Below are 14,946 nucleotides of genomic sequence, written 5' to 3'. Positions count from 1 at the left end.
TCATGCGCAAGCTCTTCCTGTTGGCGTTGATAGCGCTTTTGCTCGGTGTTGGCATTGTTGCCGTTATCGAGACCGACCCGGGATACGTCCTGGTGGCCTACGGCAACTACACCGTGGAGACGAGTCTCTGGGTAGGCTTGCTGATCCTGGCCCTCTTTACGCTGGTAATCTATCTCATTGTGCGCCTGTTTCGCCGCCTGGTTGGCGGACAGAACTCACTGTCGACCTGGCTGGGCGGGCGCCGCTCGCGTGCATCTTCCCGGTTTACCACCAAGGGTATGATCAGTTATATCGAGGGCAACTGGCAGCGAGCTCGACGGCAGCTGCTGCGCGGAGCGAAAAATAGTGAAGCGCCACTGATCAACTACCTGATGGCGGCCCGGGCGAGCTATCGTCTGAATGAGCCGGATCAGATGCGCGAGTATCTGGGGGCGGCGGAAGAGGCTGAAGCCGAAGCCGGTATCGCGGTTGAGCTGACCCAGGCTGAGATGAAGCTGGACGCCGGTCAATACGAGCAGGCTCTGGCGACTCTGGTGCGTGCACGACGCAACGCCAGCCGTCATCCCTATGTGCTCGACCTTCTCCATCGCGCCTACTTTGGCCTGAAAGATTGGGGCCAGTTGGCCGAACTGCTGCCGGAACTGCGCAAGTACAAAGTGCTGGACGATACCGCTGTCACTGCGCTGGAGCGCCAGGTCTACAGCGAGCTGCTGAAAGTCAGCGCCAACGGAGAGAACGGTGGCGACCAGCTGCGTCAGCTGTGGCAAAAGATGCCGGCACCACTCAAGCAGGATGCGGAAATACTCGACGGTTATGTATCAGTGCTGGTGAGCGGTGGGCACACCGCTGCGGCGGAGAAGGTCATTGTGCGTGCGCTGAAGCAGCAGTGGGATTCCTCACTGGTGCGTCACTATGGTTACATAAATAGCGAGCAGCCCGCTCGGCAACTGACACAAGCGGAGAGTTGGTTGGCGAGTTATCCCGAGGATGCGCAGCTCTTGCTCTGCCTGGGCAGGCTCAGCGCCCGAGATAAGCTCTGGGGTAAGGCCAGGGACTATTTTGAAAGCAGTTATCGGCTGGAGCGCACGCCGGAAGTCTGTGCAGAACTGGGCCGCCTGTTGCTAGCACTCGGTGAACCCAAAGTCGCCGCAGCGTACCACCGCGAAGGCCTGCAAATGAGCCAGAGTGACAATCTGCCTGACATACCGCTGCCAGAGGCCACTAGGCGTCAGGCCTGATCGAGCCAGGCCTGAGCGAAATGTTAGTCGGCGTATTTCTGGAAAACCAGTGACGCGTTAGTGCCGCCAAAACCGAAGCTATTGGACATCACCCGAACCAGATCGACGTTATCGCGGCGTTCGGTGGCGATGGGCAACCCTTCTGCTTCAGGGTCCAGGTTATCAATATTGGCGGACGCAGCGACAAAGCCGCGCTGCTGCATCAACAGACTGTAGATGGCTTCCTGCACGCCGGCCGCGCCTAGCGAGTGGCCAGAGAGCGATTTGGTAGAACCTACAATGGGAATGCTGTCGGCGTCCGCATAAGCTTCCTTAACCGCCTTGAGTTCCTGAATATCGCCTGCCGGCGTGGAAGTGCCGTGAGCGTTGATGTAATCCACGGGCCCTTCAACAGTGGATAGCGCCTGCTGCATGCAGCGAACTGCGCCTTCCCCGGAGGGAGCTACCATGTCGTAGCCGTCGGAGGTGGCGCCGTAACCCACCAGCTCGGCGTAAATCTTCGCGCCGCGCGCCAGGGCGTGTTCCAGTTCTTCCAGTACCAGCATGCCGCCACCACCAGCAATCACGAAGCCATCGCGATCGGCATCATAGGCACGGGACGCCTTTGCCGGCGTGTCGTTGTACTTGGTCGAAAGTGCGCCCATCGCGTCAAACAGGCTGCTCTGGGTCCAGTGCAGCTCCTCGCCGCCGCCGGCAAAGACAATGTCTTGCTTGTTCAGCTGGATCTGCTCCATTGCGTTACCGATACAGTGGGCACTGGTAGAGCATGCGGAGGAGATGGAATAGTTTACGCCCTTGATTTTGAACGGCGTTGCCAGGCAGGCGGATACCGTGCTGCCCATGGTCTGGGTAACGCGATAGGGGCCGACACGACGCAGACCGCGCTCGCGCAGGATATCTGCCGCCTCGGTCTGGCTGGAGGCAGAGGCGCCACCTGAGCCTGCAATAATGCCAGTGCGGACATTGGAGACATGCTGCTCCTCCAGGCCGGCGTCTTCGATGGCCTGTTGCATGGCAATGAAGGAATAGGCGGCGGCATCGCCCATAAAGCGAAGTTGCTTGCGGTCGATCAGTTCCTTGAAATCGATCTCGGGTGTACCGGCCACATGTGAGCGCATGCCCATGTCAATGTGTTCCTGGCGGGTACTAATGCCTGACTTGCCCTCATACAGCGCTTGCGCGACTGTCTCGGCATCATTGCCCAGGCAGGAAACGATTCCCAGGCCGGTGACTACTACGCGTCTGCTCATCGGTTCAGAAAGACTCCGTGGATTGGAACAGGCCGACCCGCAGGTCGGAGGCTGTATAAATTTCGCGTCCATCGACGGACACACTGCCGTCGGCAATGCCCATTACGAGTTTGCGCTCGATGACACGCTTCATATTGATGTTATAGACCACTTTCTTAGCGCTGGGGAGAATCTGGCCTGTGAACTTCACCTCGCCGCAGCCCAGTGCACGGCCGCGACCGGGGTTTCCGCGCCAGCCGAGAAAGAAGCCTACCAGTTGCCACATGGCGTCCAGCCCCAAGCAGCCAGGCATCACCGGGTCTGAGGGGAAGTGGCAGTCGAAAAACCAGAGGTCGGGGTGGATGTCCAGTTCGGCGACAATCTCGCCCTTGCCGTGCTCGCCGCCCTCAGAGCTGATGTTGGCGATGCGGTCTAGCATGAGCATATTGTCCACGGGCAGGCGGGCATTGCCCTCGCCGAAGAGTTCGCCGTGGCCGCAAGCAATCAGTTCTTCCTTGGTATACGCGCTTTTTCCTGTCATTTTCTTTCCAGATAATTAGGTCAGTAGCCCTTAGGGAGCGATGAAGCGTGCCCATTCTAATAGTTGCAGGGCACAAGTCCAGCGCGGCTGTTGCGGGCAGTAGCCTATAGGAGCACCTTTGGTTAAGATGAATCATTGTTTTTCCCGCCAGATAGCACTTAAGCTTACAAAGATAGGCCTGAATCTTCGTCTGATACTCAAGGACTAAAATGTTGACACCTGTTCTCCTCTCAGGTGGCGTGGGCAGCCGTTTATGGCCCGTGTCGCGAGAGGCTCATCCCAAACAATTCCAGCCGCTGGCTGGAGAACTTTCGATGCTCCAGGAAACCCTGAGGCGCACTTCCGGTATTGAGGAGTCCGCTCCGCTGGTTGTGTGTAACGAGGAGCACCGCTTCATGGTGGCCGAGCAACTGCGCCAGGTTGAGCTCAAGGCCAGCGCCCTGATCCTCGAACCTGCCGGCCGCAACACCGCGCCTGCGGTAGCTCTCGCTGCATTACAGGCGCAGCAGGACGACCCGGAGGCCCTGCTTCTGGTGCTGCCCGCAGATCACGTTATTCAGGATGTGGCGGCCTTTACCGAGGCGGTGTCCAGAGCGATCCCGCTGGCCCAGCAGGGCCGGCTCGTGACGTTCGGTGTTGTGCCCGTCAGCCCTGAGACGGGCTACGGTTATATCAAGTGCGGCGCGGCACTGGGTGACGAGCAGTACGATCTCGAGCGTTTTGTTGAAAAGCCCGACCTGGATACTGCCCAGGCCTATGTCGAGAGCGGCAATTTTTTGTGGAACAGCGGGATGTTCCTGCTACGCGCCGATAGCTATCTCACCGAACTGGGCCGGCACCATGCCGAGATGTTGTCAGCGTGTGAAGCAGCCATGGCGGGTGCTCAGGCAGATATGGATTTTGTGCGCCCTGACGCGGTCGCGTTTGATGCCTGCCCAAGCGACAGTATCGACTACGCAGTGATGGAAAAAACGGAACTCGGCGCTGTGGTCTCGCTCGATTGTGGCTGGAGTGATGTTGGTGCCTGGTCTGCTCTGTGGGACGTGCATCCCCGCGATGACCGGGGCAATGTTGTAAAGGGTGACGTTATCCTCGACAACTGCGACAACAGTTATTTCCGCAGCGAATCGCGGCTGCTCGCCGCCACCGGTGTAGATAACCTGGTGGTGGTTGAAACCGCTGACGCTGTGCTCGTTGCTGAGCGGGATAAAGTTCAGGACGTTAAGAATATCGTGGCCATGCTCAAGGCTGCCGACCGCCCCGAGCACAGCCTGCACAGCTGCGTATACCGCCCCTGGGGCTGCTACGAGAGCCTGATTGTTGCCGATCGCTTTCAGGTTAAGCGCATTACTGTAAATCCCGGGGAGCGACTGTCCTTGCAGCTTCACCATCATCGCGCGGAGCATTGGATTGTTGTGAGCGGCACGGCGGAAGTTACCTGTGAAGACAAGGTCTTCATGCTGGGGGAGGATGAATCTACCTACATTCCCCTGGGCCACAAGCATCGCTTGGCCAACCCGGGGCGCATTCCACTGGAATTGATAGAGGTGCAGTCCGGATCCTATCTGGGCGAGGACGACATCATCCGATTTGACGACCAATACGGCCGCAGTAAGTAGGCCGGTACAAGGAGAGTACTCATGATTAAGAAATGTCTTTTCCCCGTGGCGGGATACGGCACTCGCTTCCTGCCTGCGACCAAGAGCATGCCGAAGGAAATGCTGCCCATCGTGAACAAGCCGCTGGTGCAATATGGGGTTGAGGAGGCTATAGAAGCAGGTATGACCACCTGTGCATTCGTGACGGGCCGCGGCAAGCGATCCATCGCCGATCACTTTGATATCAGCTACGAACTCGAGCACCAGATTTCCGGCACCGGCAAGGAGGCCTATCTCGATAGTATCCGCGGTGTGCTGGAAGAAGGCGTGTTCACTATGGTGCGTCAGCGTGAAATGAAAGGCCTGGGGCACGCGATTCTCACCGGTCGTTCGCTGATTGGTAACGAGCCTTTCGGCGTGCTTCTGTCGGACGACCTCTGCCTCAATGCTGAGGGTGCGAGTGTCTTGGCCCAGATGGCCGAGCTGTACAACCAGTTTCGCTGCTCTATTGTCGCCATTCAGGAAGTCCCCATGGAGGAGGTCCACAAGTACGGTGTGATCAAGGGTGAGAGCCTGAAAGATGGCATCTATCGTGTCGATGATATGGTTGAGAAACCCTCTCAGGAGGACGCTCCTTCCAATTTGGCCATCATTGGCCGCTACATCCTGACCCCGGATATCTTCGAAATTATTGAAGAGACCGAGCCGGGTGCCAATGGCGAGATACAACTTACGGATGCACTCCAGACCCAGGCCAAGCGCGGTTGCGTTATGGCTTACAAGTTTGAAGGCAAACGTTTCGACTGTGGCTCAGTGCCTGGTTTTGTCGAGGCGACCAACCACGTGTATGAAAATTATTACGGTAAAGACTGAGGCTGGCACTGTGAGTGAGATAACCTGTTTCAAGGCCTATGATGTACGCGGGCGCGTTCCCGATCAGTTAAATGAAGATATCGCCCGTCGCATAGGCCGCGCCTATGCGGAGGTCATCAAGCCGAAGAAAGTAGTAGTCGGTCACGATATTCGTCTCTCCAGTGAATCCATCAAGGCTGCCCTCAGTGAGGGTTTGATGGAGCAGGGAGTCGATGTCTACGACATCGGTATGTGTGGTACCGAAGAAATCTATTTCGCGACCTCCCATGCCAATATGGACGGTGGCATTGTAGTGACGGCCAGTCACAACCCCAAGGATTACAACGGCATCAAGTTCGTGCGCGAAGAATCCAAGCCGATTTCTGCGGATAGTGGTCTCGGAGAGATCAGGGCCCTGGCAGAGCGAAACACTTTCAGCCCAGCGGCCGAGCGTGGCCAGATGAAAGCACTGGACACCGCTGCTGCTTACATTGAGCATCTCCTGTCCTACGTTGACGTTAGCAAGCTCAAGCCGCTGAAGATCGTGGTCGACGCTGGCAACGGTGGCGCAGGCCGAGTCGTTGACTTGCTGGAACCGCATCTCCCTTTCGAATTTATCAAGTTGCACCACGAACCCGATGGTCATTTCCCTAACGGCATTCCCAACCCCCTGCTGCCGGAGAACCGCGCGGCCACGATAGAAGCCGTGCGAGCGCACAATGCCGATCTGGGTATAGGCTGGGACGGTGATTTCGACCGCTGCTTCTTCTACGATGAGAATGCGGAATTCATCGAGGGCTACTATGTGGTTGGCCTGCTGGCAGAGGCGTTTCTCAAGCTGGAGCCCGGCGCCAAGATCGTCCACGACCCGCGCCTCACCTGGAACACCATCGATCAGGTCGAAGCCTCGGGCGGCCAGCCCGTGCTCACCAAATGTGGCCACGCTTTCATCAAGGAGCGCATGCGCTCTGAGAATGCCGCTTACGGCGGCGAGATGAGTGCCCATCACTATTTTCGCGACTTTGCCTACTGCGACAGCGGCATGATTCCCTGGCTGCTGGTGGCCGACCTGATCATCGCCTCCGGCAAACCACTGAGCGCCATGGTGGCAGAGCGTATGGCGGCATATCCTTGTTCCGGTGAGATCAACCGCTCAGTCGATGACGCTGGAGCGGTGCTGGCGAAAGCCGAAGCGGCCTATGCCGACCAGGGCGAAATCGATCACACCGACGGTGTGAGCGTTGATTGTGGTAGCTGGCGATTTAATCTGCGGATGTCCAATACCGAGCCGGTTGTCAGGCTCAATGTGGAGTCCAAGGGTGATGCTTCCTTGATGGAAGCGAAGACGGCAGAGCTGTTGGCTTTGATCGAGAGTTAGACCACTCAAAGTAGCACTGGAAAAGAGGATCAGGAACGGTTTGAGCCGCGCCTGATCCGCTTGACAAATATGACGCTACTCCTGAGCTAGCGCCCATTCGCGAATGAGCCGATCCGTGGCCGGATCGGTAGCGCTATCGGTATCCTCCCCCGACATAATGCCGAGAATCTGCACGCCAATTTCCTTGCCCAGTTCCACGCCCCACTGATCGAACGGGTTGATACCCCACATAACGCCACTGCAGTATGTGCGGTGCTCGTAGAGGGCGATCAGTGCGCCGAGGGTGGCAGGCGTGAGCGCCTGCATGGTGATAACACTGTTGGGCCGGTTGCCCGGCATTGCCAGGTGAGGGGCCAGTTCCTCGGCTCTGGCTTCATCCACACCCCGGTTTAGCAGAGACGCGTGAGCGTCTTCCAGAGTGCGGCCAACCAGCATTGTCCGGCTCTGGGCCAGGCAGTTGGCCACCAGGCGGCGGTGTTGCTCCGTCATGCCGGTGTGCGTGGTGAGCGGCAGGATGAAGTCGGTGGGGCAGAGTTCGGTGCCCTGGTGGAGGAGTTGGTGGAAGGAGTGTTGGCCCATGGTGCCGGCGGAGCCCCACAGGACCGGGCCGGTGGCGTAGTCTACTGGCTGGCCCGATTTGCCAACCCCCTTGCCATTGCTCTCCATGGTCAGTTGCTGCAGGAAATCCGGGAAACGCTGCAGCGCATTGTCGTAGGGTAGAATGACGTGATTTCCGGCGCCGAAAAAGTTGCAGTACCACACTTCCAGCAGGCTCAGCAGTACTGGCATGTTCTGTTCCAGCGGGGCCTCGGCAAAGTGTTGATCCATGGCCGCGCCACCGGCCAGGAACTGCTCGAAATTGTCCCAGCCCACTGCGATAGCGCAGGACAGGCCCACAGCTGACCACACGGAGTAGCGGCCACCCACCCAGTCCCACATCGGCAGGCAGTTTGCGGCGTCGATGCCGAATTCGGTGGCTGCTTCCAGGTTGGTAGTGATGGCCAGAAAATGTTTGGCCAGGTCGGCTTCGGTGGCGCCGGCATTGAGCATCCATTCCCTTGCGACCAGGCTGTTGGTCAGCGTCTCTTCAGTGCGGAAGGACTTGGAGCAGACAATAAACAGTGTGGTTTCCGGGTTCAGTCCCAGTAGCGTGTCCTGTATATCCGCCGGGTCGACGTTGGCGACATAGTGGCAGGCAACGCTACCTTGAAAAGGGCGTAGCGCCTCGGTCACCAGGCGTGGCCCGAGATCAGAGCCGCCGATGCCGATGTTGACCACGTCAGTGATGACGGCATCACTGAAGCCGAGGTGCTTGCCAGTGTTCAGGCGGTCGGCCCATTCGCGCATTCTGGCGCGGCTGCTTTCTACTTCCGCCAGTTTGTCTTCCAGTCCGGGTGCGTTGGTGGCGCGCAGCAGGCTGTGCAGGGCGGGGCGGCCCTCCGTGTTGTTGACTTCGGTGCCGCTGAGCAGTGCGGTCGCTGCCTTATCCAGCTTGGCATCCCGAGCGAGCGCCATAAGTGCAGCCAGTGCTTCACGATCCAGCAATTGCTTGCTGTAGTCGAGTTTGAGGCCGGCGGCCTCCAGGGTGAAATCCTCAGCTCGCGCGGGGTCGTCTTCAAACAGGGCCGGGACCGAGCTTTCGCTCATTGCCAGGGCCATATCAGAAAGTGTCCCGAAACCGTGAAGTTGGGAGAGAAGAGAAGTAGCAGCCATTGCCGTCGTCCTTGTAGTTTATGCGGCGGTGGGGTTTGGCAGCTTTGTGATTTTAGGAATGCTGCAGAGTGGCGCCCCATTGTTGAAGCGCCGTTAGTTCGGTTGAGTATAGAAACAGCCGCCTGACGGCGCAATCGCTAATCAGTGGTCGCGATCAATTGAAAGCGCCGTGACCGCCTCCAGAGCGCTGCGGGCGGGGCTGGCGTCCAGGCCTTCGAGGTTGGCCAGTGCCAGGTCGTGGTAGTGCTGCGCTTGTGCCCGAGTATAGGCCAGGGCGCCGCTGCGCTGCACTGCAGCCAGTACTTGATCGATATCCTCGGCGGTTTTCTCCACGATAGCCTTGCGCACAAGCGCCTGCTCGTCGGCTGTGCCGTTGGCCAGAGTGTAAATCAGGGGTAGCGTCGGTTTGCCTTCGGTGAGGTCGTCGCCGACGTTTTTGCCCATTGTGGCTGGATCGCCCTCGTAGTCGAGTACGTCATCGATCATCTGGAACGCGATGCCGAGATTGAGGCCAAAGTCGTGCATGGCCTGACTTCGGGCTTCATCGCAACCGCTTAATACCGCGGCTCCGCGGCAGCCTGCCGCGAACAGGATGGCTGTTTTGCGGGTGATAACGTCCAGATATTCCTGCTCTGTGGTCTCGGCATTGCCGGCGCGCACCAATTGCAGCACTTCGCCTTCGGCAATGGTATTGGTGGTGTCGGCCATGTGGCGCAGAATATCCATATCTGCCAACTGCACCATCAGCTGAAAGGCGCGGGTGTACAGAAAGTCGCCCACCAGCACCGAGGGCGCGTTGCCAAACTCCGCGTTTGCAGTGGGGCGGCCGCGGCGCAGGCTGGAGATGTCGACCACGTCGTCGTGCAGCAGCGTTGCCGTGTGGATGAATTCGATCACTGCGGCGAACTTGATGTGGGTTGGCCCGCACTTGCCAAGGGCGGCTGCGCTGAGCAGTACCAGGAGCGGACGCAGGCGTTTGCCGCCGGCGTCAACAATGTAGTGGCCGATGTTTTCGACCATATCAACGTCAGAATGGAGCTGGTCGACAATCAGTTCGTTGACCTGCTCGAATTCGGAGGCCACGGTGGCGCGTATGTTGTGCATATAGAAGAGGGAGCAAGAAAGTGCCCCGCATGCTATGGCCAGCCCTACCCCCTGTCAAGCGCGCCCGGCCCCCTGTCCGTGGCCTGCGCAAGTTATTGTTTTTAGCGAACAATTAACGCTTGCGAGGGTCGAGGTATTTCAGTAAAATCGCCGCCCTCTGACCCCTGCTGCGCCCGTCGCGGCAGTGGCGGAAGAATCAATCAACTGTTTGTGCCTGGCTCTGCCCCCTTGATTTATAAGGGTTTTTTGAGAATGCGAGCAGGCTAATTAAACGGAGTACAACATGTACGCAGTAATCGAAGCCGGTGGTAAGCAACACCGCGTAGTTGAGGGCGAGACCCTCAAGCTGGAAAAAATTGAAGCCGCTACTGGTGAGACCGTCGAGTTTGACAAGGTCCTGCTGGCAGGCGCCGGTGAAGAAGTAAAGATTGGCACCCCCGTTGTTGACGGCGCCAAAGTCACCGCAGAAGTGGTTGCCCATGGCCGCCACAAGAAAGTCAAAATTGTTAAGTTCAACCGTCGTAAGCACCATCGGAAAGAAACTGGCCATCGCCAGTGGTTTACCGAAGTGAAGATCACTGGAATTTCGGCGTAAACAGGAGGGTTTGAAGAATGGCTCATAAAAAAGCTGGTGGTAGTACCCGTAACGGACGCGATTCCGAGAGTAAACGCCTTGGCGTCAAGCGCTACGGCGGTCAGGAAGTTCTGGCAGGCAATATCCTCGTTCGTCAGCGCGGAACCAAGTTCCACGCAGGTGACAACGTAGGCATGGGCAAAGACCACACTCTGTTCGCCCTCGCCGGCGGCAAGGTAGAGTTTGTTACCCGCGGTCCAAAGAACCGCAAGTTCGTTCAGGTGGTGGGCGCCTGATCGCACTGACAGCGATTCGTATCGAAAAGCCTCGTCCATAACGGACGGGGCTTTTTTTATGTCTTTGGATGCACCGGGCGTGGTTGGGAATCATCTCCTACTATGAGGTAGAGTCTGCGGTATCTCTAACAGGTAGATAAAGTTATGAAATTTGTAGATGAGGCAAGTATCACCGTACACGCCGGTAAGGGTGGCAACGGTGCCCTCAGTTTTCGTCGCGAGAAATATGTCGCCAGAGGCGGCCCGGACGGCGGTGACGGTGGCGATGGCGGCAGCGTCATCCTGGAGGGCGACAACAACCTCAATACCATGGTCGACTACCGGTTTGTGCGCACCTACAAAGCAGAGAGTGGCGAGGGCGGCAAAGGCCGCAATTGCACCGGCCCAGGCGGCGACGACTTGATCCTCAAGGTGCCGGTAGGAACGACCGTGCTCGACGAGGACACCGGTGAAATCCTCGGCGACATCCAGGCGGATGGAGAGCAGCTGAAAGTAGCCCAGGGCGGTTACCATGGGCTGGGCAATACTCGCTTTAAATCCAGTACTAACCGCGCTCCGCGCCAGACAACTCCGGGCAGTGACGGCGAGGTTCGTTCGCTCAAGCTCGAGCTGAAAGTGTTGGCTGATGTCGGATTGCTGGGGCTGCCCAATGCGGGCAAGTCGACTTTTATTCGCGCTGTGTCTTCGGCCAAGCCCAAGGTTGCCGACTACCCCTTCACCACGCTGGTTCCCAATCTCGGTGTCGTGAAAGTAGAGGCTCACCGCAGTTTTGTGGTGGCCGATATCCCGGGTCTTATCGAAGGTGCGTCCGAAGGGGCGGGCCTCGGTATTCGTTTCCTCAAGCACCTCACCCGAAATCGTATTCTGTTGCACATTGTGGATATGGCGCCCTATGACGGCGTCGAGCCAGCCGATGCTGCCGTAGCGATTGCTGCCGAGTTGGGCCGCTTCAGCCCCACGCTGGCAGAGCGGGAGCGCTGGTTGGTGCTGAACAAGACCGATCTGGTAGACGCTGACACCTTCGCCGAGCGCAAGGCGGCAGTGCTGCAGGCGCTCGACTGGCAGGGTCCGGTTTACGAGATATCTGCCATTAAAGGTGAAGGCACGGACAGGCTGTGCGGTGACCTCATGGTCTACCTGGAAGAGTTGCGCGAGCGCGAGGCGGCCGACCCGGAGTTGGCTCAGGCAGATGTAGAGCTGCAGCATCAGATGCAGGACGAAGCGCGCCAGCGAATCGCCGAGCTGCGCACCCAGCGCCGTCGTGACCCGGATGCCGACACCGAAGATGACGACGATTGGGATGAAGACGAATACGACGTGGATGTAGAGTACGTGCCCTGAATGACTAAGCGAGCTGAAATTGCCGCCGGCAAACGCTGGGTGGTCAAAGTTGGCAGTGCACTGCTGACGGATGATGGGCGCGGCCTGGACCAGAAGATGATCAGCACGCTGGTTGAACAGCTCGCGCGGCTGCGTGCCCGTGGCTGTGAAGTGGTGCTGGTGTCCAGTGGCGCGGTTGCGGCAGGCGTTGTGCGCCTCGGGATGAGCGCCCGGCCGCACCTGTTACACGAACTGCAGGCAGCGGCAGCGGCGGGGCAGTCGGTGCTGGTGCAGGCTTATGAAAATGCCTTCGCCGCTCACAATCTTATTTCCGCCCAGGTGTTGCTGGGCCACGACGATATTATTGCCCGTGACCGCTATCTCAATGCCAGAGGCACGCTGAATACGCTATTGGGCCTGGGGGTGGTGCCGGTCGTAAATGAAAATGACACGGTGGTGACTGATGAAATTCGCTTCGGTGACAACGACACGCTAGGTGCTCTTGTAGCAAATCTGATCGATGCGGATGCGCTGCTCCTGCTCACCGATCAACAGGGTCTGTATCGCGAAGATCCGCGCCAGAATCCTGACGCCGAACTCGTCCAGAGCAGTGAAGTAAACGCGCCCGAGCTGGACGCTATGGCGGGTGAGGGCGGTGCCCTGGGTCGTGGCGGCATGGTGACCAAGCTGCGGGCAGCTCGTGTGGCAGCCCGTTCTGGCAGCGAGACCGTTATTGCCGGAGGGCGAGTGGACGATGTCATCGCACGGGTAACCGCGGGCGAGAACATTGGCACCTGGCTGCGCACCGGCAAGCAGCCACAGAATGCGCGTAAGCAATGGTTGGCTTCCATGGTCCAGATACGCGGGAGTCTCGAGTTGGATGACGGCGCCGTGCGGGTGCTGCGCGACTCGGGCCGCAGCTTGCTGGCCGTCGGGGTCCGCGGTGTTCATGGCGAGTTTCAGCGTGGCGACATGGTGTCATGCCGAGATAGCGAGGGCCGGGAAGTTGCCCGTGGGCTGGTGAACTACAGCGCAGCCGAAACCCGCCGGATCATGGGTTCAGCATCCAGTGAAATAGAAGGTATTCTCGGTTATGTCGGTGACGAAGAGCTGGTTCATCGCGATAACCTGGTTATCGCCTGATCCGATTGGCTGCCTAGCCGTCCGCCAGCATGCCCCAGTCAGATACCGGGTTCAGTGAGAGTCTCACGTTGTCGATCAGGCGGGTATTGCCCAGGCGGGCCGCCGCCAGAATGGCGATCTCTTCGCTGTTTTCAGTCACCGCTCGCAGCGTGCGGGCGTCACGAATCGCGAAGTAATCCGGTTCGAACCCGGCCTGCAACAACTTCATGCGGGCGTGAGATTCCAGCTGTAGGAAATTGTCGAACCCGCAGGCGATCGCCTCGCGGCAATTATTCAGTGTTTCGTGCAGGAGGGGAGCGATCTCGCGCTCCTCGGCATTGAGGTAGCCGTTGCGCGAACTCATGGCCAGGCCGTCTTCATCGCGGCGGGTGCGCACGCCAATGACTTTGACCGGCATGCACAGATCGCGCACCATTTTGCGCACGATCGATAGTTGCTGGAAATCTTTCTCGCCAAACGCGGCCACGTCAGGCTGGACGATATTGAACAGTTTGTTGACGACCGTGGTGACCCCATCGAAGTGACCGGGGCGGCTGCTACCACAGAGCGTGTCACCGAGATCGGGTACCTGTACCGCAGTTTGGGCGGCCATGCCTTCGGGGTAAATATCTTCGGCACCGGGTGCATAGAGTGCGTCTACGCCTTCGCTAAACAGCTTTTCCTTGTCTGCGGCCATGGTGCGGGGGTAGGCATCGAGGTCTTCGTTGGCGCCGAACTGGAGCGGGTTGACAAAAATACTGACAACGACGATATCGCAGAGGGTATGCGCCTTGCGCACGAGATCGAGATGACCTTCATGCAAGTTGCCCATGGTGGGCACGAAGGCAATCGAAAGGCCCTCGAGGCGGAACTTGCCCAGGGCGGCCTGCAACTGTGCGGCGTTGTTGTAAGTTCGCATATCTACCCCTTTCCCACGCGGTGGGTGGTGACGCTAAACCAGCAAATGACACTCGTTGGATCCCTGAATGACCGTGCGGCTTTTCAGGGCAGGCAAGTATGCCCCATGCCCCAGAGTCGGGCAATGGGGATTTATGAAAAATTCACGCTGTTTGTTACCTTAGGAAGCGGTGTTTCGTAACAAATGGGAATATCTTCTACAAATCAATGGCTTGCGTGAAGAGAGGGGGTTGCACCAATGTGGTGCAACAAGAGGTTCCAAACTAGCGGTAACTGTGCTCTTCGCGGGGGTAGGTGCCGGCCTTGACGGCTTCCACAAAAGCCTTGAGTGCACTCTGGATAGTCGCCTGGCCGTCCATGAAATTTTCCACGAAACGGGCGGTGTGTTCAGACAGTCCGAGTAAGTCGTGCATAACCAGAACCTGGGCGTCTGTGCCCGCACCTGCGCCGATCCCGATGACGGGAATGTCGAGTTTGGCGCTGATGTCCGTGGCCAGGTGTGAGGGGATACATTCCAGTACCAGCAGGCTGGCGCCGGCGTCCTGAATTTCAACGGCATCGGCGAGAATCGACTTTGCTTCCTTCGGGGTGCGCCCCTGCACCTTGAAACCACCGAACTGGTTGACTGATTGCGGGGTAAGACCGAGGTGTGCGCACACGGGAATGCCGCGTTCAACCAGCATACTGATGCTGTCGGACAGCCAGGTGCCACCTTCCATCTTGACCATTTGGGCGCCAGCCTGCATCAGGGCAGTGGCGTTGGCCATGGTCTGTTCGGCTGTGGTGTAGCTCATGAACGGCATGTCGGCGATGACCAGGGAGTCTGGCTGGGCCCGGCACACACATTCAGTGTGGTAGGCCATATCGTCGACCGTGACCGGAATCGTACTGTCGTGACCCTGCAGGACCATGCCCAGGGAGTCGCCGACGAGGATAGTTTCGGCACCCGCCTCGCTCACAAGGCGAGCGAAGGTGGCGTCATAGGCAGTGATGCAGACAAACTTTTCGCCAGCTGCCTTCATCTTGTCCAGGGTGCTGGTGGTTACCTTGGCCATGGCGGTCG

Annotated in this window: 14 protein-coding genes; 8 read left to right on the top strand and 6 right to left on the bottom strand. The window is 58.6% G+C overall.

The features are described from left to right. The first annotated feature begins 2 nt into the window (after positions 1-2). Positions 3-1,238: a heme biosynthesis protein HemY gene (locus tag EY643_RS16470; RefSeq protein ID WP_153240254.1), complete on the top strand. Its 1,236-nt coding sequence runs from the start codon at positions 3-5 to the stop codon at positions 1,236-1,238. A gap of 23 nt (positions 1,239-1,261) precedes the next feature. Here the strand turns inward: EY643_RS16470 and fabB are convergent, their stop codons facing one another. Then, positions 1,262-2,488 carry a beta-ketoacyl-ACP synthase I gene (fabB, locus tag EY643_RS16465; RefSeq protein WP_153240253.1) on the bottom strand — a complete coding sequence of 409 codons (1,227 nt, stop codon included), beginning with the start codon at positions 2,486-2,488 and terminating at the stop codon, positions 1,262-1,264. A gap of 4 nt (positions 2,489-2,492) precedes the next feature. Continuing rightward, positions 2,493-3,008 (bottom strand): 3-hydroxyacyl-[acyl-carrier-protein] dehydratase FabA, encoded by a 516-nt coding sequence (gene fabA / locus EY643_RS16460; protein ID WP_153240252.1) that lies wholly within the window; start codon positions 3,006-3,008, stop codon positions 2,493-2,495. A gap of 209 nt (positions 3,009-3,217) precedes the next feature. Here fabA and EY643_RS16455 point away from each other — a divergent pair, with 209 nt between their 5' ends. The 3 genes from EY643_RS16455 to EY643_RS16445 are packed head-to-tail and all read left to right on the top strand — an operon-like array spanning position 3,218 to position 6,836. Then, entirely contained in the window at positions 3,218-4,627 is a 1,410-nt protein-coding gene (locus EY643_RS16455; RefSeq protein WP_153240251.1) for a mannose-1-phosphate guanylyltransferase/mannose-6-phosphate isomerase, read from the top strand. 21 nt (positions 4,628-4,648) lie between these two features. Beyond that, on the top strand, positions 4,649-5,479 hold the full coding sequence (gene galU / locus EY643_RS16450; protein WP_153240250.1) for a UTP--glucose-1-phosphate uridylyltransferase GalU: 831 nt from the start codon (positions 4,649-4,651) through the stop codon (positions 5,477-5,479). 10 nt (positions 5,480-5,489) lie between these two features. Beyond that, positions 5,490-6,836, top strand: a complete 1,347-nt coding sequence (locus EY643_RS16445) for a phosphohexomutase domain-containing protein (RefSeq protein WP_153240249.1) — start codon at positions 5,490-5,492, stop codon at positions 6,834-6,836. A gap of 75 nt (positions 6,837-6,911) precedes the next feature. Here the strand turns inward: EY643_RS16445 and pgi are convergent, their stop codons facing one another. Further along, the gene (gene pgi / locus EY643_RS16440; protein WP_153240248.1) at positions 6,912-8,549 is read right to left on the bottom strand and encodes a glucose-6-phosphate isomerase; all 1,638 of its coding nucleotides are present in this window, start codon (positions 8,547-8,549) and stop codon (positions 6,912-6,914) included. A 141-nt stretch (positions 8,550-8,690) separates the two neighbouring features. After that, on the bottom strand, positions 8,691-9,653 hold the full coding sequence (locus EY643_RS16435; RefSeq protein ID WP_153240247.1) for a polyprenyl synthetase family protein: 963 nt from the start codon (positions 9,651-9,653) through the stop codon (positions 8,691-8,693). Between the two features lie 283 nt (positions 9,654-9,936). Here EY643_RS16435 and rplU point away from each other — a divergent pair, with 283 nt between their 5' ends. From rplU to proB, 4 genes are all read left to right on the top strand, one after another. After that, positions 9,937-10,248, top strand: coding sequence for a 50S ribosomal protein L21 (rplU, locus tag EY643_RS16430; protein ID WP_153240246.1), 312 nt, complete (start codon positions 9,937-9,939; stop codon positions 10,246-10,248). Positions 10,249-10,265: 17 nt separating this feature from the next. Further along, on the top strand, positions 10,266-10,523 hold the full coding sequence (rpmA, locus tag EY643_RS16425) for a 50S ribosomal protein L27 (RefSeq protein ID WP_153240245.1): 258 nt from the start codon (positions 10,266-10,268) through the stop codon (positions 10,521-10,523). Positions 10,524-10,667: 144 nt separating this feature from the next. After that, entirely contained in the window at positions 10,668-11,864 is a 1,197-nt protein-coding gene (gene cgtA / locus EY643_RS16420; RefSeq protein WP_153240244.1) for an Obg family GTPase CgtA, read from the top strand. Then, entirely contained in the window at positions 11,865-12,986 is a 1,122-nt protein-coding gene (gene proB, locus EY643_RS16415) for a glutamate 5-kinase (RefSeq protein ID WP_153240243.1), read from the top strand. Positions 12,987-12,999: 13 nt separating this feature from the next. Here proB and panC read toward each other — a convergent pair whose 3' ends face one another. Further along, a complete protein-coding gene (panC, locus tag EY643_RS16410; RefSeq protein ID WP_153240242.1) occupies positions 13,000-13,884 on the bottom strand; it encodes a pantoate--beta-alanine ligase in 885 nt (294 codons plus the stop codon). Between the two features lie 262 nt (positions 13,885-14,146). Continuing rightward, positions 14,147-14,938: a 3-methyl-2-oxobutanoate hydroxymethyltransferase gene (panB, locus tag EY643_RS16405; protein WP_153240241.1), complete on the bottom strand. Its 792-nt coding sequence runs from the start codon at positions 14,936-14,938 to the stop codon at positions 14,147-14,149. Positions 14,939-14,946: the final 8 nt, after the last annotated feature.

The organism is Halioglobus maricola, assembly GCF_009388985.1.
GTDB lineage: Bacteria > Pseudomonadota > Gammaproteobacteria > Pseudomonadales > Halieaceae > Halioglobus > Halioglobus maricola.
The sequence above is the reverse complement of the archived record's forward strand: the minus strand, read 5'-3'. Positions and strand labels throughout refer to the sequence as shown.